Source organism: Ureibacillus thermosphaericus (genome assembly GCF_002370195.2).
GTDB classification, from domain to species: domain Bacteria; phylum Bacillota; class Bacilli; order Bacillales_A; family Planococcaceae; genus Ureibacillus; species Ureibacillus thermosphaericus.
The window spans coordinates 2,923,690-2,941,069 of the sequence record NZ_AP018335.1; the positions used below are offsets into that span (position 1 = coordinate 2,923,690).

The window sequence follows — 17,380 nt, forward strand, 5'->3', positions numbered from 1 at the left end:
TTTCGTTTTATTATTCGCTCACTGGTACTACAGAGCCGCCCCATTCTTCAAGAATGAAGTCTTGAATTTCTTTTGTACGCAATACTTCCACTAACTTTTTAATTTCTTCTCTATTTTCATCGCCAGAACGTACAGCAATTACGTTTACATATGGTGATTCTGAACCTTCAATTGCGATTGAATCTTCCACTGGGTTAATTCCAGCATCGATTGCGAAGTTAGAGTTAATAACAACCGCATCTCCTTCTTTGTTTTCATAATAAGTAACCATCATCTCAGGAGCATCGCTTGCTTCGATTTTTAAGTTCTTCGGATTTTCAACAATATCTTCTAAAGTTGCTTTTGTTTTATCGATACCTTCTTTTAATGTGATTAAGCCATTTGCTTCAAGTAGTGATAAAATACGACCATGGTCTGGGATAGAATTTGAAATTAAAATTGTTGCACCATCAGGAAGTTCATCTAAAGATTGATATTTTTTAGAGTAAATCCCCATTGGCTCAATGTGGATTCCACCAGCATTTACTAAATCATAACCCTCTTCAGCAACTTTTTGTTCAAGATACGGAATGTGTTGGAAATAGTTTGCATCAAGATCGCCATTATTTAAATCTTGATTTGGTAAAACATAATCTTGATATGGTACAATCTCTAACTCGATTCCTTCTTCAGCAAGGATTGGTTTTGCTTTCTCTAAAATTACTGCGTGAGGTGTGTGTGAAGCACCTACTTTTAATGTTACTTTTTCTGTTGCTTGTTGATCGTCGTTTGTTCCTTCATCAGTTGAAGAATTTGAACTTGTACCGCATGCAGCTAATACTAGCACAAGCACTGATAGGAATAAAAATGATAATACTTTCTTCATCCTTCCATTACTCCTTCTCCATTAAATTTTATGTGAAAGGCAAATCGCCTCCATCACCTGAATTAGCGCTTGTCCGTTTTGGCAGTAATCGTATCACCAATCCATTGAATGACAAATACAATGACAAGTATTAAAATCGTTGCCATTAACGTGACATCTTCTCTACTTCTTTGGAAACCTTCTAAGAAAGCTAAGTTCCCTAAACCGCCTGCACCTATGATTCCTGCCATCGCTGTATAACCAACAAGAGCAACAGCTGTGACAGTAATTCCAGAAATGAGCGCAGGTTTGGATTCAGGAATTAATACTTTCCATATAATTGTGAAAGTATTCGCACCCATCGATCTTGCTGCTTCAATAACACCTTTATCTACTTCGCGTAAAGCGATTAATACTAAACGCGCATAAAACGGCGCTGAACCGATAATTAACGCTGGTAAAGCCGCATTTACACCACGAATAGTTCCGAGTAAAAATTTTGTAAACGGAATTAATAAAATAATTAATATAATAAACGGAATCGAACGGAAGATATTCACAAGGGACCCCGTCAAGAAATGAACAATTTTGTTAGCCCAAAGTTGGTGTGGACTTGTTAAGAATAACAGTATACCTATGATTATGCCGAGAACGAAGGTAACTGCTGTAGAAATAGCTGTCATGTAGAGTGTGTCATAGGTTGCTTCCCACATTTTTGTCCAATCTACATTCGGAAATAATGCCTCAATCATTCGTAATCACCTCCGTTTTAATATTCATCGATTTCAGTTTTTCCAAAGCCTTCTCGACATTTTCAGAATCACCGTCAAGTTGAACAATTAACGTTCCATAAGAGCCATTCACCGTTTGTGAAATATTGCCGTGAAGGATGTTGATATCCAACTGGAACTCTTTAATTAAATATGAAATAATCGGTCTTTCTGTTGTATTTCCAACAAAAATTAATTTTACTAATTTTCCAGAAGGATAATTTTTCAAAATGTGTTCAATGGATTCTTTTGATTCTCTTGAATCCGAAACTTGCATCACAAAGTTTTTCGTTATTTCAGCTTGAGGATTTTGGAACACTTCAAGAACATCACCTTGTTCAACGACACGTCCAGCTTCCATCACCGCAACGCGATGGCAAATTTTTCGAATCACGTGCATTTCATGGGTAATTAAAACAATTGTCAACCCAAGACGCTGATTAATATCTGATAATAATCGCAAAATTGAATCAGTTGTTTCTGGGTCTAGAGCACTTGTGGCTTCATCACAAAGCAATACTTCTGGATTGTTAGCTAATGCTCTTGCTATACCAACCCGTTGTTTTTGTCCACCGGAAAGCTGGGATGGATAAGCATCCGCTCTTCCACTTAAACCTACAAGTTCAATTAATTCGTGAACTCTTTTTTCTCTTTCTTCTTTTGGTACCCCTGCAATTTCTAAAGGAAAAGCAATATTTTCTGCGACTGTTCTTGACCATAAAAGATTGAAATGTTGGAAGATCATGCTGATTTTTTGGCGAGCAAGCCGTAACTCTTTTCCTTTAATTGAAGAAATTTCAAGACCATTCACTATGACAGAACCGCTCGTTGGTTTCTCGAGTCCATTCAATAGGCGAATCAATGTACTTTTTCCGGCACCGCTATATCCGATGATTCCGAAAATTTCACCCTTTTGAATAGACAAATTTACATGATCAACTGCGGTTAATTCCCCATTTTTCGTTTTAAAGATTTTTGTGACATTTTTTACTTCAATCATGTTTGAGTACTCCTTTATAAACCGCAATATGTATTGATATTACAATTGTGCATTTTACACTTTTTATTACCCTTTGACTATAGCGTTATGTATACAATCTTTCATTTCAATAAAAAAACCTTCTACTTTGATAAGTAGAAGGGAAGTTGAACAACCTACTTAGATATCGTAAAACTTCCTCTTATCTTTCAAAGTAATAAATACTTTGCGTGATTTGGCACCTTATCATATCAATGATATGATGGTTGCCGGGTTTCATAGGGCACTTCCCTCCACCACTCTTAATAAGAGTTTTTTGCTATTCGGTTATTTAATTATGGAAACAATGTAACACGTAATCTATCATCTGTCAACTATAAAATCAACTTTTCATATAAGTTTTGTACGGATTTAAATGCATAGACTTTTTCATGCACTTTTCCGTCCTTTGTTATAAGTAGACAAGGAACACTTTCGATTTGTTGTTCGTATGCAAATTCTTCCAAAAAATTAATATTTCCTTTCCCAATCGGAATGTGTGGAAGAAGTTCTTCAATAACTTCCATCATTTTTGATGCAATTTTACATGTTCCGCAAATAGGTGTATATAAATAAAATGCTGTGATATCATTTTCGTTTACTTTTTCTTCCCAATTCTCTATTGTCCATTCTTCCATATCAATCATTTCCTATGCTAAATATTCTTTATGAACTAAAAATCTCGCTTCTTTCAGTAATTGAGCTAACACTTTTCGTGGTGCGTTTGCAACTTCCATATATGTTCTTGGAACATTTAGGTGAGTAGCCTCCGAATAAATTCTCTTCATTAATTTTCTTAGTTTTTCTCCGGATTGATCGGCATCAAAAAAAGTATATAGCTGACATTCTTCATAGGGCTCAATAAGCTCGAGTAACGCCTCTTCACTTATAGTACCATTTGTACAGACAATCTTCACATCTTCCGCTAAAATTGGGGCCAATTTCAACATATCTGAACGACCTTCTACAATGATACATTTTTCGTAATGCATTTTTACTCACCCCACGTATTATATAAGAACTGAAGAAACGATGAATAGTGTTGTCTACATATTATATTTTGATTTTAAAAAAACGCCAGTTCTTTCCCTGGCGTTTTAGACAGATTATTCAGAAATAATTTCTTCGTATTGTTCTGCAGTAAGTAATTCATCAAGTTGAGAAGAATCTGCAGGTTCAACAACAATCATCCAAGCATTTTCGTAAGGAGACTCATTTACTAATTCTGGGCTATCTTCAAGCTCAGTATTCACCTCAACAACTTTACCAGAAATAGGCGCATATAATTCAGAAACCGTTTTCACTGATTCCACACTTCCGAAAGGTTCATTCATTTGAATTTCGTCTCCAACTTGAGGAAGTTCAACGAATACGATATCACCAAGTTCAGATTGTGCGAAATCAGTTATTCCAACACGTACTTTACCGTCTTCTAATTTTACCCACTCATGTTCTTTCGTATAACGTAATTCCTTTGGTATTGACATACTTTTACCCTCCATCTGATATGTAATCTTTTTTTCAGTTTGACATATTTCAATTTCAAAAACAAGCTATTTTAGATGATTACTTCCATGTCTGTTCAAACTCTTCTTCTTTAAACCCAAGAGTCACTTTTTCACCATCTGTAACAATTGGTCGTTTAATTAACATGCCATCTGAAGCTAATAATTCTAGTTGTTCTTCTTCAGACATCGAACCTAGTTTATCCTTTAGACCAAGGGATCTATACTTTTGTCCAGATGTGTTAAAAAACTTTTTTAATGGTAGTCCACTTTTTTCCCAATACGATTTTAATTCTTCTTTCGTTGGGGTTTGTTCTACAATATGAATAGCATCATATTTTATTCCATTATCATCCAACCATTTTTGCGCCTTTTTACAAGTTGTACATCTAGGATAATGAATAAATTTCAACGACATTTCATTGGCTCCTTATTTTTAAATAATTTTTCAAATCTTTCTTATTTTTATCATGCACGATTGAAATCATGTGTTCAAGTATGAATTTTCATAAATTTTAGTGATATTTAACATCAATAAAAATAATGCATTCATAAGAGAATCAAAGTAGAATGAATTATATGTAAATTTTGATTATTGGAGGGAATGGTATGGGCTTATTAAAAGCGGGTGTCGGTGCATTAGCCGGCGTTTTATCTGACCAATGGAGAGAGTATTTTTACTGTGACTCTATTCCTGCAGATGTATTAATAACCAAAGGAAAAAAACGAGGCGGTAAAAGAAGTTTTAACCGTAAAGGAAGCGACAATATCATTAGCAACGGTTCGATAATAGCAGTCAATGAAGGGCAATGCATGATTATTGTCGATCAGGGAAAAATAGTTGAATTTTGCTCTGAACCTGGAGAATACGTATATGACTTTTCTACAGAACCAAGCATCTTTTATGGAGACTTAAACGAATCAATTAAAGCAAGTTTTGAGTCTTTTGGAAAGCGTTTAAGTTTCGGTGGAGAGCCTGGAAAAGATCAGCGAGTATACTTTTTTAACATGAAGGAGATTTCAGGTAATAAATATGGTACTCCCACACCGATTCCATTCCGGATTATTGATCGAAATATCGGGTTAGATATCGATATTTCCATCCGATGTCACGGGGAATATTCCTATAAAATTGTGGATCCAATTCTTTTTTATTCTAACGTCTCTGGCAATGTTCAAAATGAATTTAAACGTTCTGAAATCGACGGTCAACTTCGCTCAGAACTATTAACAGCATTACAACCTGCTTTTGCTAAAATTTCTGCAATGGGGATACGCTATAGCGAACTTCCACAACATACGTTAGAAATTGCAAAAGCATTAAATGAAGTATTATCTGATAAATGGATGAAAAAGCGAGGCATCGAAATCGTTTCGTTTGGTATTAGTGCGGTCAATGCTTCAGAAGAAGATGAAAAAATGATTAAACAACTCCAAAGAAGTGCAGTGTTCAGAAATCCATCTATGGCTGGAGCAACAATAATTGACGCTCAAAGTGAAGCAATGAGAAAAGCTGCAGAAAATCAAGGAGGAGCCTTTGTCGGTTTTGCAGGACTGCAAATGGCTCAGCAAGCAGGTGGTGTCAATGCAAAAGATTTATTTGAAATGGGTGAAAAACAACAACCCGTCGATCAAAATCCTCAAAATGTTGTTTGGCAATGTAGTTGTGGTGCGAAAAATCAAGGAAAATTCTGTACCGAATGCGGAAACAAACGACCAACATCAAATACTTGGATTTGTCAATGCGGCACAGAAAATAAGGGGAAGTTTTGTTATGAATGCGGTTCGCCAAAGCCAGCGAACTTTGCACTGACATGCGATAAATGTGGATGGCAACCAAAAGATCCATCCTTTACACCGAAATTCTGCCCTGAATGCGGAGATGTGATTGATGAAAACGATCGCAAATAAGGAGGATTGGTATGAGTACCAATGAAAAACAAGAGTTCATTGAAGTAGATGAGTATGATGCGAAGTGTCCATCCTGTGGTGCTTCCATCAAGTTTCATCCTGCTTCAGGCAAGTTAGTTTGTCCCTATTGTCATCATACAGAAGAGATTCCAAATGCAGAATTAGAGGCTGATTTAGAAATAGATGAGCTAGATTTCCATCAAGCAGAGGCTAGAAGTAGCTTCCGTTGGGGAGCCGAAAAAAAGATAGTGATTTGTGATGCCTGCGCTGCTGAATTAGTCTATGATACGTTGGAAGTAGCCAACGTATGTCCTTATTGCGGATCAAATCATGTGATGGAAATTAAAGACGATCACTCTATCGCTCCTAACGGAATTATTCCATTTCAATTAACATTGGAACAAGCAAACGAAAACTTTCAAAAATGGATAAAAGGGAGATGGTTTGCTCCTAATGAGGCTAGACAATCAGCTAAAGCCGAAGCATTTACAGGCATCTATTTGCCTTACTGGACTTTTGATACAAAGACCGCTTCACAGTATACAGCAACATATGGTAGAAGAAGAACGGTATACGATAAGGATGGAAAACCTCAAACCGTTACTGACTGGTATCGTACAAGAGGATTTTATCAAGAATTTATTGATGATCACCTTGTTCTCGCTTCTACTCGCTACGATGCTCATATTTTAAGCAAAGTGGAACCTTTTTATTTAACAAATGCTCGCCCATACCAAAAAGAGTATTTGCATGGTTTTGTAGCTGAACGATACAGTATTGGTCTTGATGACGGCTGGAAAATCGCCAAAAATGAAATTCATCATTATCTAGAATCTCAAATTACACAACATATTTTATGGAAACATCGCGCCCATGTAGTTAAAAATTTACGATTTTCAACAGTCCATTCTGATATTACATATAAACATTTGATGTTGCCTTTGTGGCTATCGACTTTTCGATACAGAGATAAAGTCTATCAATTTATGGTGAATGGCCAAACGGGCAAAGTCGGTGGAGAATATCCAATCTCTCCTATTAAAGTTACAATCACAATCTTCATCCTTCTTCTATTTGTCCTATTAGGTTATTTCTTTTTTATGGAGAATTCATATTAGAATGAAGAGCGGCTTGAGAAAATGTATATGTTTGCAAGTCGCTCTTTTTTCGTAACGTTTTTCTTTGATAATCCTTTACCTTGTGCGGATAGTGCTCTTGCTTGTGCGGTTGGCTCCCTTGTTCGTACGGATTCATTCTAGCTTGTGCGGATAACTCCTTGCTATTATACCTGTAAAGTTTACACATTAAAGCGCCCATAAGATGAGCATAATAAATATAAAATGTGGGAATTTATTGGGTTTATTAAAAAGCCACAGCGTAGCTGCAATGCCATTGACACCTACCACGATTCTTAGTACTTGGTGGATGGGGTCGGGGCCCCGCCAACAAGTACTTAGAAGCGATTTGTCCGTAGTACAATGACAAACGGAGTGAGCGCAAGGAGCTATTTTTTGAGATCATCTGCAATCTACAATCACTACGGACAATCAGGTAGGTGTCAATGGTGGCGTACTTCGTACATGAATGGAGGATATGGAAATGGCGAAAAAATATCGATATTACACATTTGAATTCAAAAAACAAGTCATTGAAAAATATTTCGAAGGGTATTCTTCCACAGAGGTAGCTAAAATATATAACATTCATCGGAGAAGAGTCTCTGAATGGGTGAAAATTGTGAAAGAAGGAGGCTATGAAGCTCTCTTAACCAAAAGAGAAAAAGTAGCTAAACAGAAACAGTCGCCTGTTGAAAAATCTTTGGAAGAAAAATATCTCCTATTACAGTTGGAGAACGAATACTTAAAAAAGTTGTTAGATCTAAGAAAGGGGTGAATGACAAAGAACAACAATTTGCCTTTATTCACGCTTACGCAGAACAATATCCGATTTCTATTTTAGCGGAAATCGCCAATGTATCCCGTGCGGGTTATTATAAATGGTTAAAGAGAAATGGAGAAAAACATCGTGATCAAATTGATGAACGGTTAATCCCTTATATCCTAAAGGTGTTTAACGATCACCGTGGTACTGTGGGGAGAAAACGAATCAAAATTGAATTGGAAAGACAATATGGGTTAGTCATCAATGAAAAACGGATTGCCCGTTTAATGAGGAAATATGGATTGGTATGCAAAATTCGCCAAAAGAAATTTAGATATCGTCCAAGTGTTCATGGAAAAATTCCCAATCTTCTTAGCCGTAACTTCAAAGCCATTCGAGAAGGAGTAAAGTTTTCCATTGATATTACGTATATTCGCGTGAAAAGAGGACGTCAAAAATGGGTATATCTCTGTGCCATTAAAGACTTATTTAATGAGGAAATCGTGGCTTATTCAATGGGGACAAGTTTGGAAATGAAATTAGTGTATCGCGCCTTAGAAAAGCTTAAAAAAAGGGGATATAGTAAAGGAGCGATTCTCCATAGTGACCAAGGCACTCACTTTACTAATCCCGATTATCAAGAGTATCTCCGTGAGATGGAGATAACTCAATCCATGTCCCGCAGAGGCAACTGCTGGGACAATGCCTGCATTGAAAATTTCTTTAGTCATCTGAAGGTTGAACTTGGATGTTTTAGTCAACCCGAAACTGTACGAGAAATTTACGAAGCAGTAGAAAACTATATTAATTATTATAACACCAAACGTATCGTAACTAAACTAAAAATGAGCCCGATGGAATATAGAACAAAAGCAGCATAAATTTGGATTAATACGGGGCGGATAAAAATGTCTACTTGACAGGAGCATGAACACCTCCACTTGTGCAGATAGCTCCTTGCTATTATACCTGTAAAGTTTACACATTAAAGCGCCCATAAGATGAGCATAATAAATATAAAATGTGGGAATTTATTGGGTTTATTAAAAAGCCACAGCGTAGCTGCAATGCCATTGACACCTACCACGATTCTTAGTACTTGGTGGATGGGGTCGGGGCCCCGCCAACAAGTACTTAGAATCGATCTGTCCGTAGTACAATGACAAACGGAGTGAGCGCAAGGAGCTATTTTTTGAGATCATCTGCAATCTACAATCACTACGGACAATCAGGTAGGTGTCAATGGTGGCGTACTTCGTACATGAATGGAGGATATGGAAATGGCGAAAAAATATCGATATTACACATTTGAATTCAAAAAACAAGTCATTGAAAAATATTTCGAAGGGTATTCTTCCACAGAGGTAGCTAAAATATATAACATTCATCGGAGAAGAGTCTCTGAATGGGTGAAAATTGTGAAAGAAGGAGGCTATGAAGCTCTCTTAACCAAAAGAGAAAAAGTAGCTAAACAGAAACAGTCGCCTGTTGAAAAATCTTTGGAAGAAAAATATCTTCTATTACAGTTGGAGAACGAATACTTAAAAAAGTTGTTAGATCTAAGAAAGGGGTGAATGATAAAGAACAACAATTTGCCTTTATTCACGCTTACGCAGAACAATATCCGATTTCTATTTTAGCGGAAATCGCCAATGTATCCCGTGCGGGTTATTATAAATGGTTAAAGAGAAATGGAGAAAAACATCGTGATCAAATTGATGAACGGTTAATCCCTTATATCCTAAAGGTGTTTAACGATCACCGTGGTACTGTGGGGAGAAAACGAATCAAAATTGAATTGGAAAGACAATATGGGTTAGTCATCAATGAAAAACGGATTGCCCGTTTAATGAGGAAATATGGATTGGTATGCAAAATTCGCCAAAAGAAATTTAGATATCGTCCAAGTGTTCATGGAAAAATTCCCAATCTTCTTAGCCGTAACTTCAAAGCCATTCGAGAAGGAGTAAAGTTTTCCATTGATATTACGTATATTCGCGTGAAAAGAGGACGTCAAAAATGGGTATATCTCTGTGCCATTAAAGACTTATTTAATGAGGAAATCGTGGCTTATTCAATGGGGACAAGTTTGGAAATGAAATTAGTGTATCGCGCCTTAGAAATGCTTAAAAAAAGGGGATATAGTAAAGGAGCGATTCTCCATAGTGACCAAGGCACTCACTTTACTAATCCCGATTATCAAGAGTATCTCCGTGAGATGGAGATAACTCAATCCATGTCCCGCAGAGGCAACTGCTGGGACAATGCCTGCATTGAAAATTTCTTTAGTCATCTGAAGGTTGAACTTGGATGTTTTAGTCAACCCGAAACTGTACGAGAAATTTACGAAGCAGTAGAAAACTATATTAATTATTATAACACCAAACGTATCGTAACTAAACTAAAAATGAGCCCGATGGAATATAGAACAAAAGCAGCATAAATTTGGATTAATACGGGGCGGATAAAAATGTCTACTTGACAGGAGCATGAGCATCTCTACTCGTGCAGATACCCCCTTCACTTGTGCAGATACAATCTCTACTCGTGCAGATACCCCCTTCACTTGTGCAGATAGCTCCCTTGCTCGTGCAGATAACCCATTCTGCAGATACAACCCTTGCTTGTGCAGTTATTCTTCACTCTATAAAGAATCGAGTAGGAGGGAGCGATTAACTCCCGTCCTCTCACACCACCGTACGTACGGTTCCGTATACGGCGGTTCAATTAAGATAATTGACGCAAGTTTTCATAACTTCCGTGAATAGCTTGTCTTCTTATGCCAGTGGTCACTCCACCCTCCAAGAGGTCTCCCACGGGATTCACCGCTTCCTTCCTCAAGTGAGGTACTACGTTTTCTGTGTTCATCATGACTCACTGAATGCCAAGGGCTATTCTCTCTTAATTGTTCGGTCCTTCTCAGTTGTTCTAGACCAACTAATACTATGACCTCTGCTGACTTCTGACGGTTCAGCTACTTATCACTAAGTAGGTTATGAAGCGTACTTCACCTATCCGCCAGACCTCCCCGGGTAAGTACATGCACTTTCACACCATCTATCCGCCTCATTTACTCGATATGACCTTCGACAGAAAGAGCTTTGTTTTGTTTGGCAAACTCACTCAATCATACCTAGCCTTATATGAGGTTCGTGTTCCTCGGACCGGTGTTTTGCCTCCAGCTTCCTTCAGATTCCGCGTCACCACGGACACCCTTGCTCTTGGCTAACCTCTACTTCTGTCTTCGGGGTTCGGGACTTACACCCTATAGTTCATGTACATGCCGGGCGCACATCGAGTAGGAGGGAGCGATTAACTCCCGTCCTCTCACACCACCGTACGTACGGTTCCGTATACGGCGGTTCAATTAAGATAATTGACGCAAGTTTTCATAACTTCCGTGAATAGCTTGTCTTCTTATGCCAGTGGTCACTCCACCCTCCAAGAGGTCTCCCACGGGATTCACCGCTTCCTTCCTCAAGTGAGGTACTACGTTTTCTGTGTTCATCATGACTCACTGAATGCCAAGGGCTATTCTCTCTTAATTGTTCGGTCCTTCTCAGTTGTTCTAGACCAACTAATACTATGACCTCTGCTGACTTCTGACGGTTCAGCTACTTATCACTAAGTAGGTTATGAAGCGTACTTCACCTATCCGCCAGACCTCCCCGGGTAAGTACATGCACTTTCACACCATCTATCCGCCTCATTTACTCGATATGACCTTCGACAGAAAGAGCTTTGTTTTGTTTGGCAAACTCACTCAATCATACCTAGCCTTATATGAGGTTCGTGTTCCTCGGACCGGTGTTTTGCCTCCAGCTTCCTTCAGATTCCGCGTCACCACGGACACCCTTGCTCTTGGCTAACCTCTACTTCTGTCTTCGGGGTTCGGGACTTACACCCTATAGTTCATGTACATGCCGGGCGCACCAAAAAAGCTACCCACAAGTGATTCACTTGTGAGCAGCTCTCTACCATTACACGATATATTTTTCTGCTGCAATTAGTCGTTCAGCAGCTTCACGTTTTTTCAAGATTAAATTATAAGGATTGTGACGAGTTAATTTACGTAAAGCAGAAAGTGTTATACGTGCATTATCTCCCTCAACAGAAGCAATGACAATTTCTTTTGCCTCTTTTTCAATTTCAGCAAAGGCTTCTTGGCAATAAATTTGAGTATATAGTAATTTTTGCTTCGCTTTTTCAAGTCCGTCGCGTTCAATTGCTTTTGCAGTGCGTAATACTGCTGATTCCATTGCATATACAAAGTTTGCGATATTCGCAATATTTACCAATACCTCTTGTTCCTGTTCAAGTTTTGTACCGAAGCGTTGAGCAGCAACACCAGCAGCTAAGATACCAATTTTCTTCGCATTTTTCACAAGATATTTTTCTTGTGCTAATGGCTCATCGCTAACCTCTTCAGGCATGAGCATGAGAAGTTCTTGTTGCAAGTTTTGAGCAACTTGTAATAAAGGAAGTTCTCCTTTCAATGCTTTTTTCATGAATGTACCAGGTACTATTAAACGGTTAATTTCATTTGTTCCTTCGAAAATACGGTTGATACGGGAGTCGCGGTAAATGCGTTCCACTTCATATTCAGACATAAAACCATATCCACCATGAAGCTGTACTGCTTCATCCGCAATGTAATCTAATGTTTCAGAACCAACAACTTTTGCAATCGAGCATTCAATTGCATATTCCGCAACAGCTTTTGCTACCGCTTTACCATCTTTTAATTCTTCAGAAGAAAGTTTGCTAAAACGATCTTCGAAATATCCTACTGTACGGTAATTCAACGATTCAGAAGCATATAGTTCAGATGCCATTGTCGCAATTTTTTCTTTTGTTAAATTGAAGCTAGAAATCGGTGTGTTAAATTGTTTGCGTTGATTTGTATATTGGATTGCTAGCTCCAATGCTCTTTTTGATGCACCCACTGTACCAATACCTAATTTATAACGACCGATATTTAAAATGTTGAATGCCACAACATGTCCTCGACCAATTTCCCCTAATACATTTTCCACTGGAACTGGTACATCTTCTAAAATCAATGTACGAGTAGATGAAGATTTAATACCCATTTTCTTCTCTTCTGCACCAACAGAAACGCCAGGGAATGAACGTTCAACGATGAATGCTGTAAAATGCTCACCATCTACCTTCGCATACACAACGAATACATCTGCAAAGCCTGAGTTCGTAATCCATTGTTTTTCACCGTTAAGAATATAATGAGTTCCTGCCTCATTTAATTTCGCAGTTGTTTTTGCACCTAACGCATCTGAACCGGATCCTGGCTCTGTTAATGCGTATGCAGCAATCCATTCACCGCTAGCCAATTTCGGTAAATATTTTTTCTTTTGATCGTCATTTCCAAACAGGACAATCGGTAATGATCCAATTCCTACATGAGCACCGTGCGTTAAGCTAAAGCCTCCTGCGCGAGACATTTTTTCGCCGATAAGAGCTGATGTAATTTTATCTAATCCAAGACCTTCATATTCTTCAGGAATGTCTGCAGCAAGTAGCCCTAGTTCACCTGCTTGTTTCATTAATTTTACGGAGTGTTCAAATTCATGATTTTCCAATTTATCTATTAACGGCAATACTTCATTTTCTACAAACTCTTCCGTCGTTTTAGCAATCATTAAATGTTCTTCAGTAAAATCTTCAGGTGTAAATACTTTTTCTAAATCTACATCTTCAATTAAAAAACTTCCACCCTTTACAAAATCTGTTGTTTGAACCATGTCAATTCCTCCCTATCGATTTATTGCTAACAAATTGATTAATATAGAACTTCCAACACGCCAGCAGCTCCCATACCGCCACCGATACACATCGTAACAACGCCATATTTCTTTTCTTGTCGTCTTAATTCATGGATTAGCTTTAACGTCAATATTGCTCCCGTCGCTCCAAGCGGGTGTCCTAACGCAATCGCACCGCCATTTACATTAACTTTATTAAGATCGAGACCAAGATGACGAATAACTTGAATAGATTGAGAAGCAAATGCTTCATTTAGTTCCCATAAGTCGATATCCTCTTGTTTTAACCCTGCAAGTTTTAACGCTTTTGGCACTGCTTCAATTGGTCCAATTCCCATCACTTCAGGTGGAACGCCGCCCACTGCAAAGCTTAAGAATTTTGCCATCGGTTTTAATCCCTGCTTTTCAGCTTCTTCTCGATCCATCACAAGAAGTGCTGCAGCCCCGTCAGAAGTTTGTGAAGCATTACCCGCTGTTACCGTTCCATTTATACTGAATGCTGGACGCAGTTTACTTAAAACTTCTTTCGATGTATCTGGTCGTACCCCTTCATCCATAGAAAATGTAAAGCGTTTTTCTTTTAACGTGTTATTCTCATCAACGTAATGCTGTACAACATCAATTGGAACAATCTCATCGTTGAATTTTCCTTCTTGAATCGCCTTATAAGCCAATTCGTGAGAACGCACCGCAAAATCGTCTTGATCTTCACGGCTAACACCATAACGTTTTGCAACTTCTTCCGCCGTATGGCCCATGCTCATGTAGTATTGTGGCGCTTCTTCTGCCAATTTTGGATTTGGTCGAACAACGTGTCCCATCATTGGCACCATGCTCATTGACTCTACTCCACCAGCAACAATAGCCTTCGCATGACCAAGCATAATTCTTTCAGCTGCATATGCAATGGATTGTAAACCTGAAGAACAGAAACGATTAATTGTAATCGCAGGAGTTGTATCTGGTAGTCCTGCTAATGCTCCAATATTTCTTGCTACGTTCATGCCTTGCTCCGCTTCAGGCATTGCACATCCTAAAATTAAATCATCTATTTCTCCCTCATAGCCTGCACGCTGAATGGCTTCTTTTACTACGATTGCGCCGAAATCATCTGGTCGCATTTGAGCGAGTGACCCTTTTTTTGCTTTACCAATTGGCGTTCTCGCTCCTGACACTATAACTGCTTCACGCATATTACATCCCCCTTTGTTTCTTTTTCCGAATTAATTGCGCAACGGCTTACCAGTTACGAGCATATGTTGCATACGCTCTTGAGATTTACGGTCAGCCACAAGCTCTAAAAACGCTTGGCGTTCTAAATTTAACAAATATTCTTCATCTACTTCCGTTCCATATGGTACAAGGCCTCCAGCCAGTACATAAGCAAGTTTTTTCGCAATTTTTAAATCGTGTTCTGAAATATAACCTGCTGTGTACATGTTCTGTGCTCCTAACAACATCGTTGCATAACCAGGTGCACCAACCACTTTGATTTTCTTTTTCACTGGTGGCTTATAACCAGATTCATATAAGGAAAGTGCTACTTGCTTCGCATCGTAAATAAGATGATCCGGATTTACGGAAATGCCATCTTGATTACTTAAGAAGTTATTTTCTCGAGCTTCTTCCGCAGAAGTGGACACTTTCGCCATCGCAATTGTTTCAAATACTTTATTCGCAACGGCTTGATAATCAATTTCCACACCTTTTGGAAGACCTTCCAATGCCTTTTCATAGAGAGCTAAGTTTCCGCCGCCTCCTGGAATTAATCCAACACCAACTTCCACTAGTCCCATATACGTTTCTGCTGAAGCTTGAATGCGTGCTGCTGGCAAGCAAACTTCCGCTCCACCTCCGAGTGTCATGCCAAACGGAGCTGCCACAACTGGTTTTCTCGAATATTTAATGCGACGCATCGTTTTTTGGAATGCACGCACAACATAATCAAGTTCAAATATGTTGTCATCTTGCGCTTCCATTAAAATCATGCCAAGGTTTGCACCAACGCAGAAATTCTTTCCTTGGTTTCCGATGACAAGCCCTTTGTAATTTGCTTCTACTTCATCGATTGCATAGTTAATCATTTGAATGATGTCTAATCCAATGGCATTTGATTTCGAATGGAATTCAAGAAGTAAAATGCCGTCCCCGATATCAATCAAACTAGCACCAGAGTTTGATTTAAGAACGCCGTGCTGTTTTTTGTAACGTTTTAAATCAATTGCTTTTTCATTGACAGGAATAATTTCATAATCTTCTCCATTAAAGAATGCTAATTGGCCATCTATTTCTTGATAGAATGATTTATAGCCTTTCGCTAATAGTTTTTTCACAAATTCAGGAACATTGCGACCTTCTTCTTCCATTTTCGCAACGGATTTTTCTACGCCGATTGCATCCCACATTTCAAACGGACCTTGGCTCCAACCGAATCCCCATTTCATGGCATTGTCGATTTCCACAATGTTGTCTGCAATAATGCCGTTTAATTCTGCAGAATAGATCAATGTTGGAGCAAAAATATTCCACAGTAGTTCACCAGCTCGGTCATTTGCGTATACTAATGTTTTTAACTTGTTATCTAACCCTTTTGTTTGTTTTGCCATTTCGATGGAAGGAGCTTTTAATTTCTTTTGTGGAACATACTCTAGCGTGTTTGGATCGATTTCGTAAATGTCTTTTCCTTTCTTCACATAGAAACCTTGACCAGATTTTGCACCGAGGGCTCCTCTTTCCACTAACTTATGAATCAGTTCTGGAACTTCAAAAACTTTTTGTTCTTCACCAGTAGTTTGGTCATACACTGTTTTTGCCACATGAATAAACGTATCCAACCCTACCACATCAAGTGTCCGGAAAGTTGCAGATTTCGGTCTGCCAATTAAAGGTCCTGTTACTGAATCTACTTCTCCAACTGAATATCCTCGTTTTAGCATTTCATGGAGTGTAATATGCAAGCCATACGTACCAATTCGGTTGGCCACGAAATTTGGTGTATCCTTACCTATTACAACTCCTTTGCCTAACACATCTTCCGCAAAATTTTTCATAAAGGTTACAACGTCTGGCGATGTATGTTCAGTAGGAATAATTTCAAGCAATTTTAGATAGCGTGGCGGATTGAAAAAATGCGTTCCTAAAAAATGTTTTTGGAATTCTTCCGTTCTGCCTTCCACCATCTTATTTACACTGATTCCGGAAGTGTTTGAGCTAACGATGGCACCAGGCTTTCGCACCTGTTCTATTTTTTCGAATAAGTTTCGCTTCACATCAAGATTTTCGACAACTACTTCAATAATCCAATCTACTTCTTTTAACTTATCTAAATCGTCCTCTAAATTCCCAACTGTTAACAGTGCTAAATTTTTTGGTGAAGTTAGCGGAGCTGGTTTTTGTTTCAACAATTTTTGTACAGCATTATTCACAATGCGGTTTCTCACTGTTGGATGTTCAAGTGTCAATCCTTTTTCTTGTTCTTCTTTCGTTAGTTCTTTTGGAACAATATCCAACATATATGTTGGTATACCGATATTTACTAAATGAGCTGCAATACCGGAACCCATAACCCCAGATCCAATTACTGCTACTTTTTCAATTTTATACGTCACAAACAATTCCCCCTTCACTCTTTTGAATGAACAATCATTCATTTTCGCTATAAGTTTCCC

Annotated in this window: 18 protein-coding genes and 1 riboswitch; of the genes, 6 read left to right on the forward strand and 12 right to left on the reverse strand. The window is 38.3% G+C overall.

The window, feature by feature from the left end; translation table 11 throughout:
• Nucleotides 1-10 precede the first annotated feature (10 nt).
• From UtA1_RS14190 to UtA1_RS14220, 7 genes are all read right to left on the reverse strand, one after another.
• Nucleotides 11-865 (reverse strand): MetQ/NlpA family ABC transporter substrate-binding protein, encoded by an 855-nt coding sequence (locus UtA1_RS14190; RefSeq protein ID WP_016838665.1) that lies wholly within the window; start codon nt 863-865, stop codon nt 11-13.
• Nucleotides 866-927: 62 nt separating this feature from the next.
• A complete protein-coding gene (locus UtA1_RS14195; RefSeq protein ID WP_016838664.1) occupies nt 928-1,596 on the reverse strand; it encodes a methionine ABC transporter permease in 669 nt (222 codons plus the stop codon).
• Nucleotides 1,589-2,614, reverse strand: a complete 1,026-nt coding sequence (locus tag UtA1_RS14200; RefSeq protein ID WP_096551694.1) for a methionine ABC transporter ATP-binding protein — start codon at nt 2,612-2,614, stop codon at nt 1,589-1,591. The genes UtA1_RS14195 and UtA1_RS14200 overlap by 8 nt, the downstream gene beginning before the upstream one ends.
• Before the next feature lie 178 nt (nt 2,615-2,792).
• A riboswitch (SAM riboswitch) is annotated at nt 2,793-2,905 on the reverse strand.
• Between the two features lie 62 nt (nt 2,906-2,967).
• Nucleotides 2,968-3,270, reverse strand: coding sequence for a thioredoxin family protein (locus UtA1_RS14205; protein WP_016838662.1), 303 nt, complete (start codon nt 3,268-3,270; stop codon nt 2,968-2,970).
• 12 nt (nt 3,271-3,282) lie between these two features.
• Nucleotides 3,283-3,624, reverse strand: coding sequence for a toprim domain-containing protein (locus UtA1_RS14210; RefSeq protein ID WP_016838661.1), 342 nt, complete (start codon nt 3,622-3,624; stop codon nt 3,283-3,285).
• Between the two features lie 114 nt (nt 3,625-3,738).
• Nucleotides 3,739-4,119: a glycine cleavage system protein GcvH gene (gene gcvH / locus UtA1_RS14215; RefSeq protein ID WP_016838660.1), complete on the reverse strand. Its 381-nt coding sequence runs from the start codon at nt 4,117-4,119 to the stop codon at nt 3,739-3,741.
• A 79-nt stretch (nt 4,120-4,198) separates the two neighbouring features.
• Nucleotides 4,199-4,555, reverse strand: a complete 357-nt coding sequence (locus UtA1_RS14220; protein WP_016838659.1) for an arsenate reductase family protein — start codon at nt 4,553-4,555, stop codon at nt 4,199-4,201.
• A gap of 191 nt (nt 4,556-4,746) precedes the next feature.
• Between UtA1_RS14220 and UtA1_RS14225 the strand changes: the two genes are divergently transcribed.
• The 6 genes from UtA1_RS14225 (at nt 4,747) to UtA1_RS14250 (ending at nt 10,372) form a co-directional block, all read left to right on the forward strand.
• Nucleotides 4,747-6,048: an SPFH domain-containing protein gene (locus tag UtA1_RS14225; RefSeq protein WP_016838658.1), complete on the forward strand. Its 1,302-nt coding sequence runs from the start codon at nt 4,747-4,749 to the stop codon at nt 6,046-6,048.
• Between the two features lie 11 nt (nt 6,049-6,059).
• Nucleotides 6,060-7,166 carry a hypothetical protein gene (locus UtA1_RS14230; protein WP_096551696.1) on the forward strand — a complete coding sequence of 369 codons (1,107 nt, stop codon included), beginning with the start codon at nt 6,060-6,062 and terminating at the stop codon, nt 7,164-7,166.
• A 481-nt stretch (nt 7,167-7,647) separates the two neighbouring features.
• On the forward strand, nt 7,648-7,941 hold the full coding sequence (locus UtA1_RS14235) for a helix-turn-helix domain-containing protein (protein ID WP_172597841.1): 294 nt from the start codon (nt 7,648-7,650) through the stop codon (nt 7,939-7,941).
• Nucleotides 7,938-8,810 (forward strand): IS3 family transposase, encoded by an 873-nt coding sequence (locus UtA1_RS14240; protein WP_096550421.1) that lies wholly within the window; start codon nt 7,938-7,940, stop codon nt 8,808-8,810. Before UtA1_RS14235 ends, UtA1_RS14240 begins: the two co-directional genes overlap by 4 nt.
• Nucleotides 8,811-9,209: 399 nt before the next feature.
• Nucleotides 9,210-9,503 carry a helix-turn-helix domain-containing protein gene (locus tag UtA1_RS14245; protein WP_172597841.1) on the forward strand — a complete coding sequence of 98 codons (294 nt, stop codon included), beginning with the start codon at nt 9,210-9,212 and terminating at the stop codon, nt 9,501-9,503.
• Entirely contained in the window at nt 9,500-10,372 is an 873-nt protein-coding gene (locus UtA1_RS14250; RefSeq protein ID WP_096550742.1) for an IS3 family transposase, read from the forward strand. Before UtA1_RS14245 ends, UtA1_RS14250 begins: the two co-directional genes overlap by 4 nt.
• A gap of 284 nt (nt 10,373-10,656) precedes the next feature.
• On the opposite strand, the gene UtA1_RS17300 is transcribed toward UtA1_RS14250, so the two are convergent.
• The 5 genes from UtA1_RS17300 to UtA1_RS14265 all read right to left on the reverse strand — a co-directional run bounded on the left by UtA1_RS17300 (nt 10,657) and on the right by UtA1_RS14265 (nt 17,320).
• On the reverse strand, nt 10,657-10,800 hold the full coding sequence (locus UtA1_RS17300) for a hypothetical protein (protein ID WP_172597780.1): 144 nt from the start codon (nt 10,798-10,800) through the stop codon (nt 10,657-10,659).
• Nucleotides 10,801-11,296: 496 nt separating this feature from the next.
• Nucleotides 11,297-11,440, reverse strand: a complete 144-nt coding sequence (locus UtA1_RS17305; protein ID WP_172597780.1) for a hypothetical protein — start codon at nt 11,438-11,440, stop codon at nt 11,297-11,299.
• 469 nt (nt 11,441-11,909) lie between these two features.
• Nucleotides 11,910-13,691, reverse strand: coding sequence for an acyl-CoA dehydrogenase family protein (locus tag UtA1_RS14255; RefSeq protein ID WP_016838656.1), 1,782 nt, complete (start codon nt 13,689-13,691; stop codon nt 11,910-11,912).
• A 38-nt stretch (nt 13,692-13,729) separates the two neighbouring features.
• Nucleotides 13,730-14,905, reverse strand: coding sequence for an acetyl-CoA C-acetyltransferase (locus UtA1_RS14260; protein WP_016838655.1), 1,176 nt, complete (start codon nt 14,903-14,905; stop codon nt 13,730-13,732).
• 30 nt (nt 14,906-14,935) lie between these two features.
• A complete protein-coding gene (locus UtA1_RS14265; RefSeq protein ID WP_096551698.1) occupies nt 14,936-17,320 on the reverse strand; it encodes a 3-hydroxyacyl-CoA dehydrogenase/enoyl-CoA hydratase family protein in 2,385 nt (794 codons plus the stop codon).
• Nucleotides 17,321-17,380 lie beyond the last annotated feature (60 nt).

Coding starts and splice junctions, on each gene's coding strand:
- UtA1_RS14245 (WP_172597841.1), top strand. CDS start 9,210: ATGGCGAAAAAATATCGATATTACACATTTGAATTCAAAAAACAAGTC.
- UtA1_RS17300 (WP_172597780.1), bottom strand. CDS start 10,800: ATGATGAACACAGAAAACGTAGTACCTCACTTGAGGAAGGAAGCGGTG.
- UtA1_RS14235 (WP_172597841.1), top strand. CDS start 7,648: ATGGCGAAAAAATATCGATATTACACATTTGAATTCAAAAAACAAGTC.
- UtA1_RS14260 (WP_016838655.1), bottom strand. CDS start 14,905: ATGCGTGAAGCAGTTATAGTGTCAGGAGCGAGAACGCCAATTGGTAAA.
- UtA1_RS14190 (WP_016838665.1), bottom strand. CDS start 865: ATGAAGAAAGTATTATCATTTTTATTCCTATCAGTGCTTGTGCTAGTA.
- UtA1_RS14195 (WP_016838664.1), bottom strand. CDS start 1,596: ATGATTGAGGCATTATTTCCGAATGTAGATTGGACAAAAATGTGGGAA.
- UtA1_RS14220 (WP_016838659.1), bottom strand. CDS start 4,555: ATGTCGTTGAAATTTATTCATTATCCTAGATGTACAACTTGTAAAAAG.
- UtA1_RS14205 (WP_016838662.1), bottom strand. CDS start 3,270: ATGGAAGAATGGACAATAGAGAATTGGGAAGAAAAAGTAAACGAAAAT.
- gcvH (WP_016838660.1), bottom strand. CDS start 4,119: ATGTCAATACCAAAGGAATTACGTTATACGAAAGAACATGAGTGGGTA.
- UtA1_RS17305 (WP_172597780.1), bottom strand. CDS start 11,440: ATGATGAACACAGAAAACGTAGTACCTCACTTGAGGAAGGAAGCGGTG.
- UtA1_RS14210 (WP_016838661.1), bottom strand. CDS start 3,624: ATGCATTACGAAAAATGTATCATTGTAGAAGGTCGTTCAGATATGTTG.
- UtA1_RS14225 (WP_016838658.1), top strand. CDS start 4,747: ATGGGCTTATTAAAAGCGGGTGTCGGTGCATTAGCCGGCGTTTTATCT.
- UtA1_RS14200 (WP_096551694.1), bottom strand. CDS start 2,614: ATGATTGAAGTAAAAAATGTCACAAAAATCTTTAAAACGAAAAATGGG.
- UtA1_RS14230 (WP_096551696.1), top strand. CDS start 6,060: ATGAGTACCAATGAAAAACAAGAGTTCATTGAAGTAGATGAGTATGAT.
- UtA1_RS14255 (WP_016838656.1), bottom strand. CDS start 13,691: ATGGTTCAAACAACAGATTTTGTAAAGGGTGGAAGTTTTTTAATTGAA.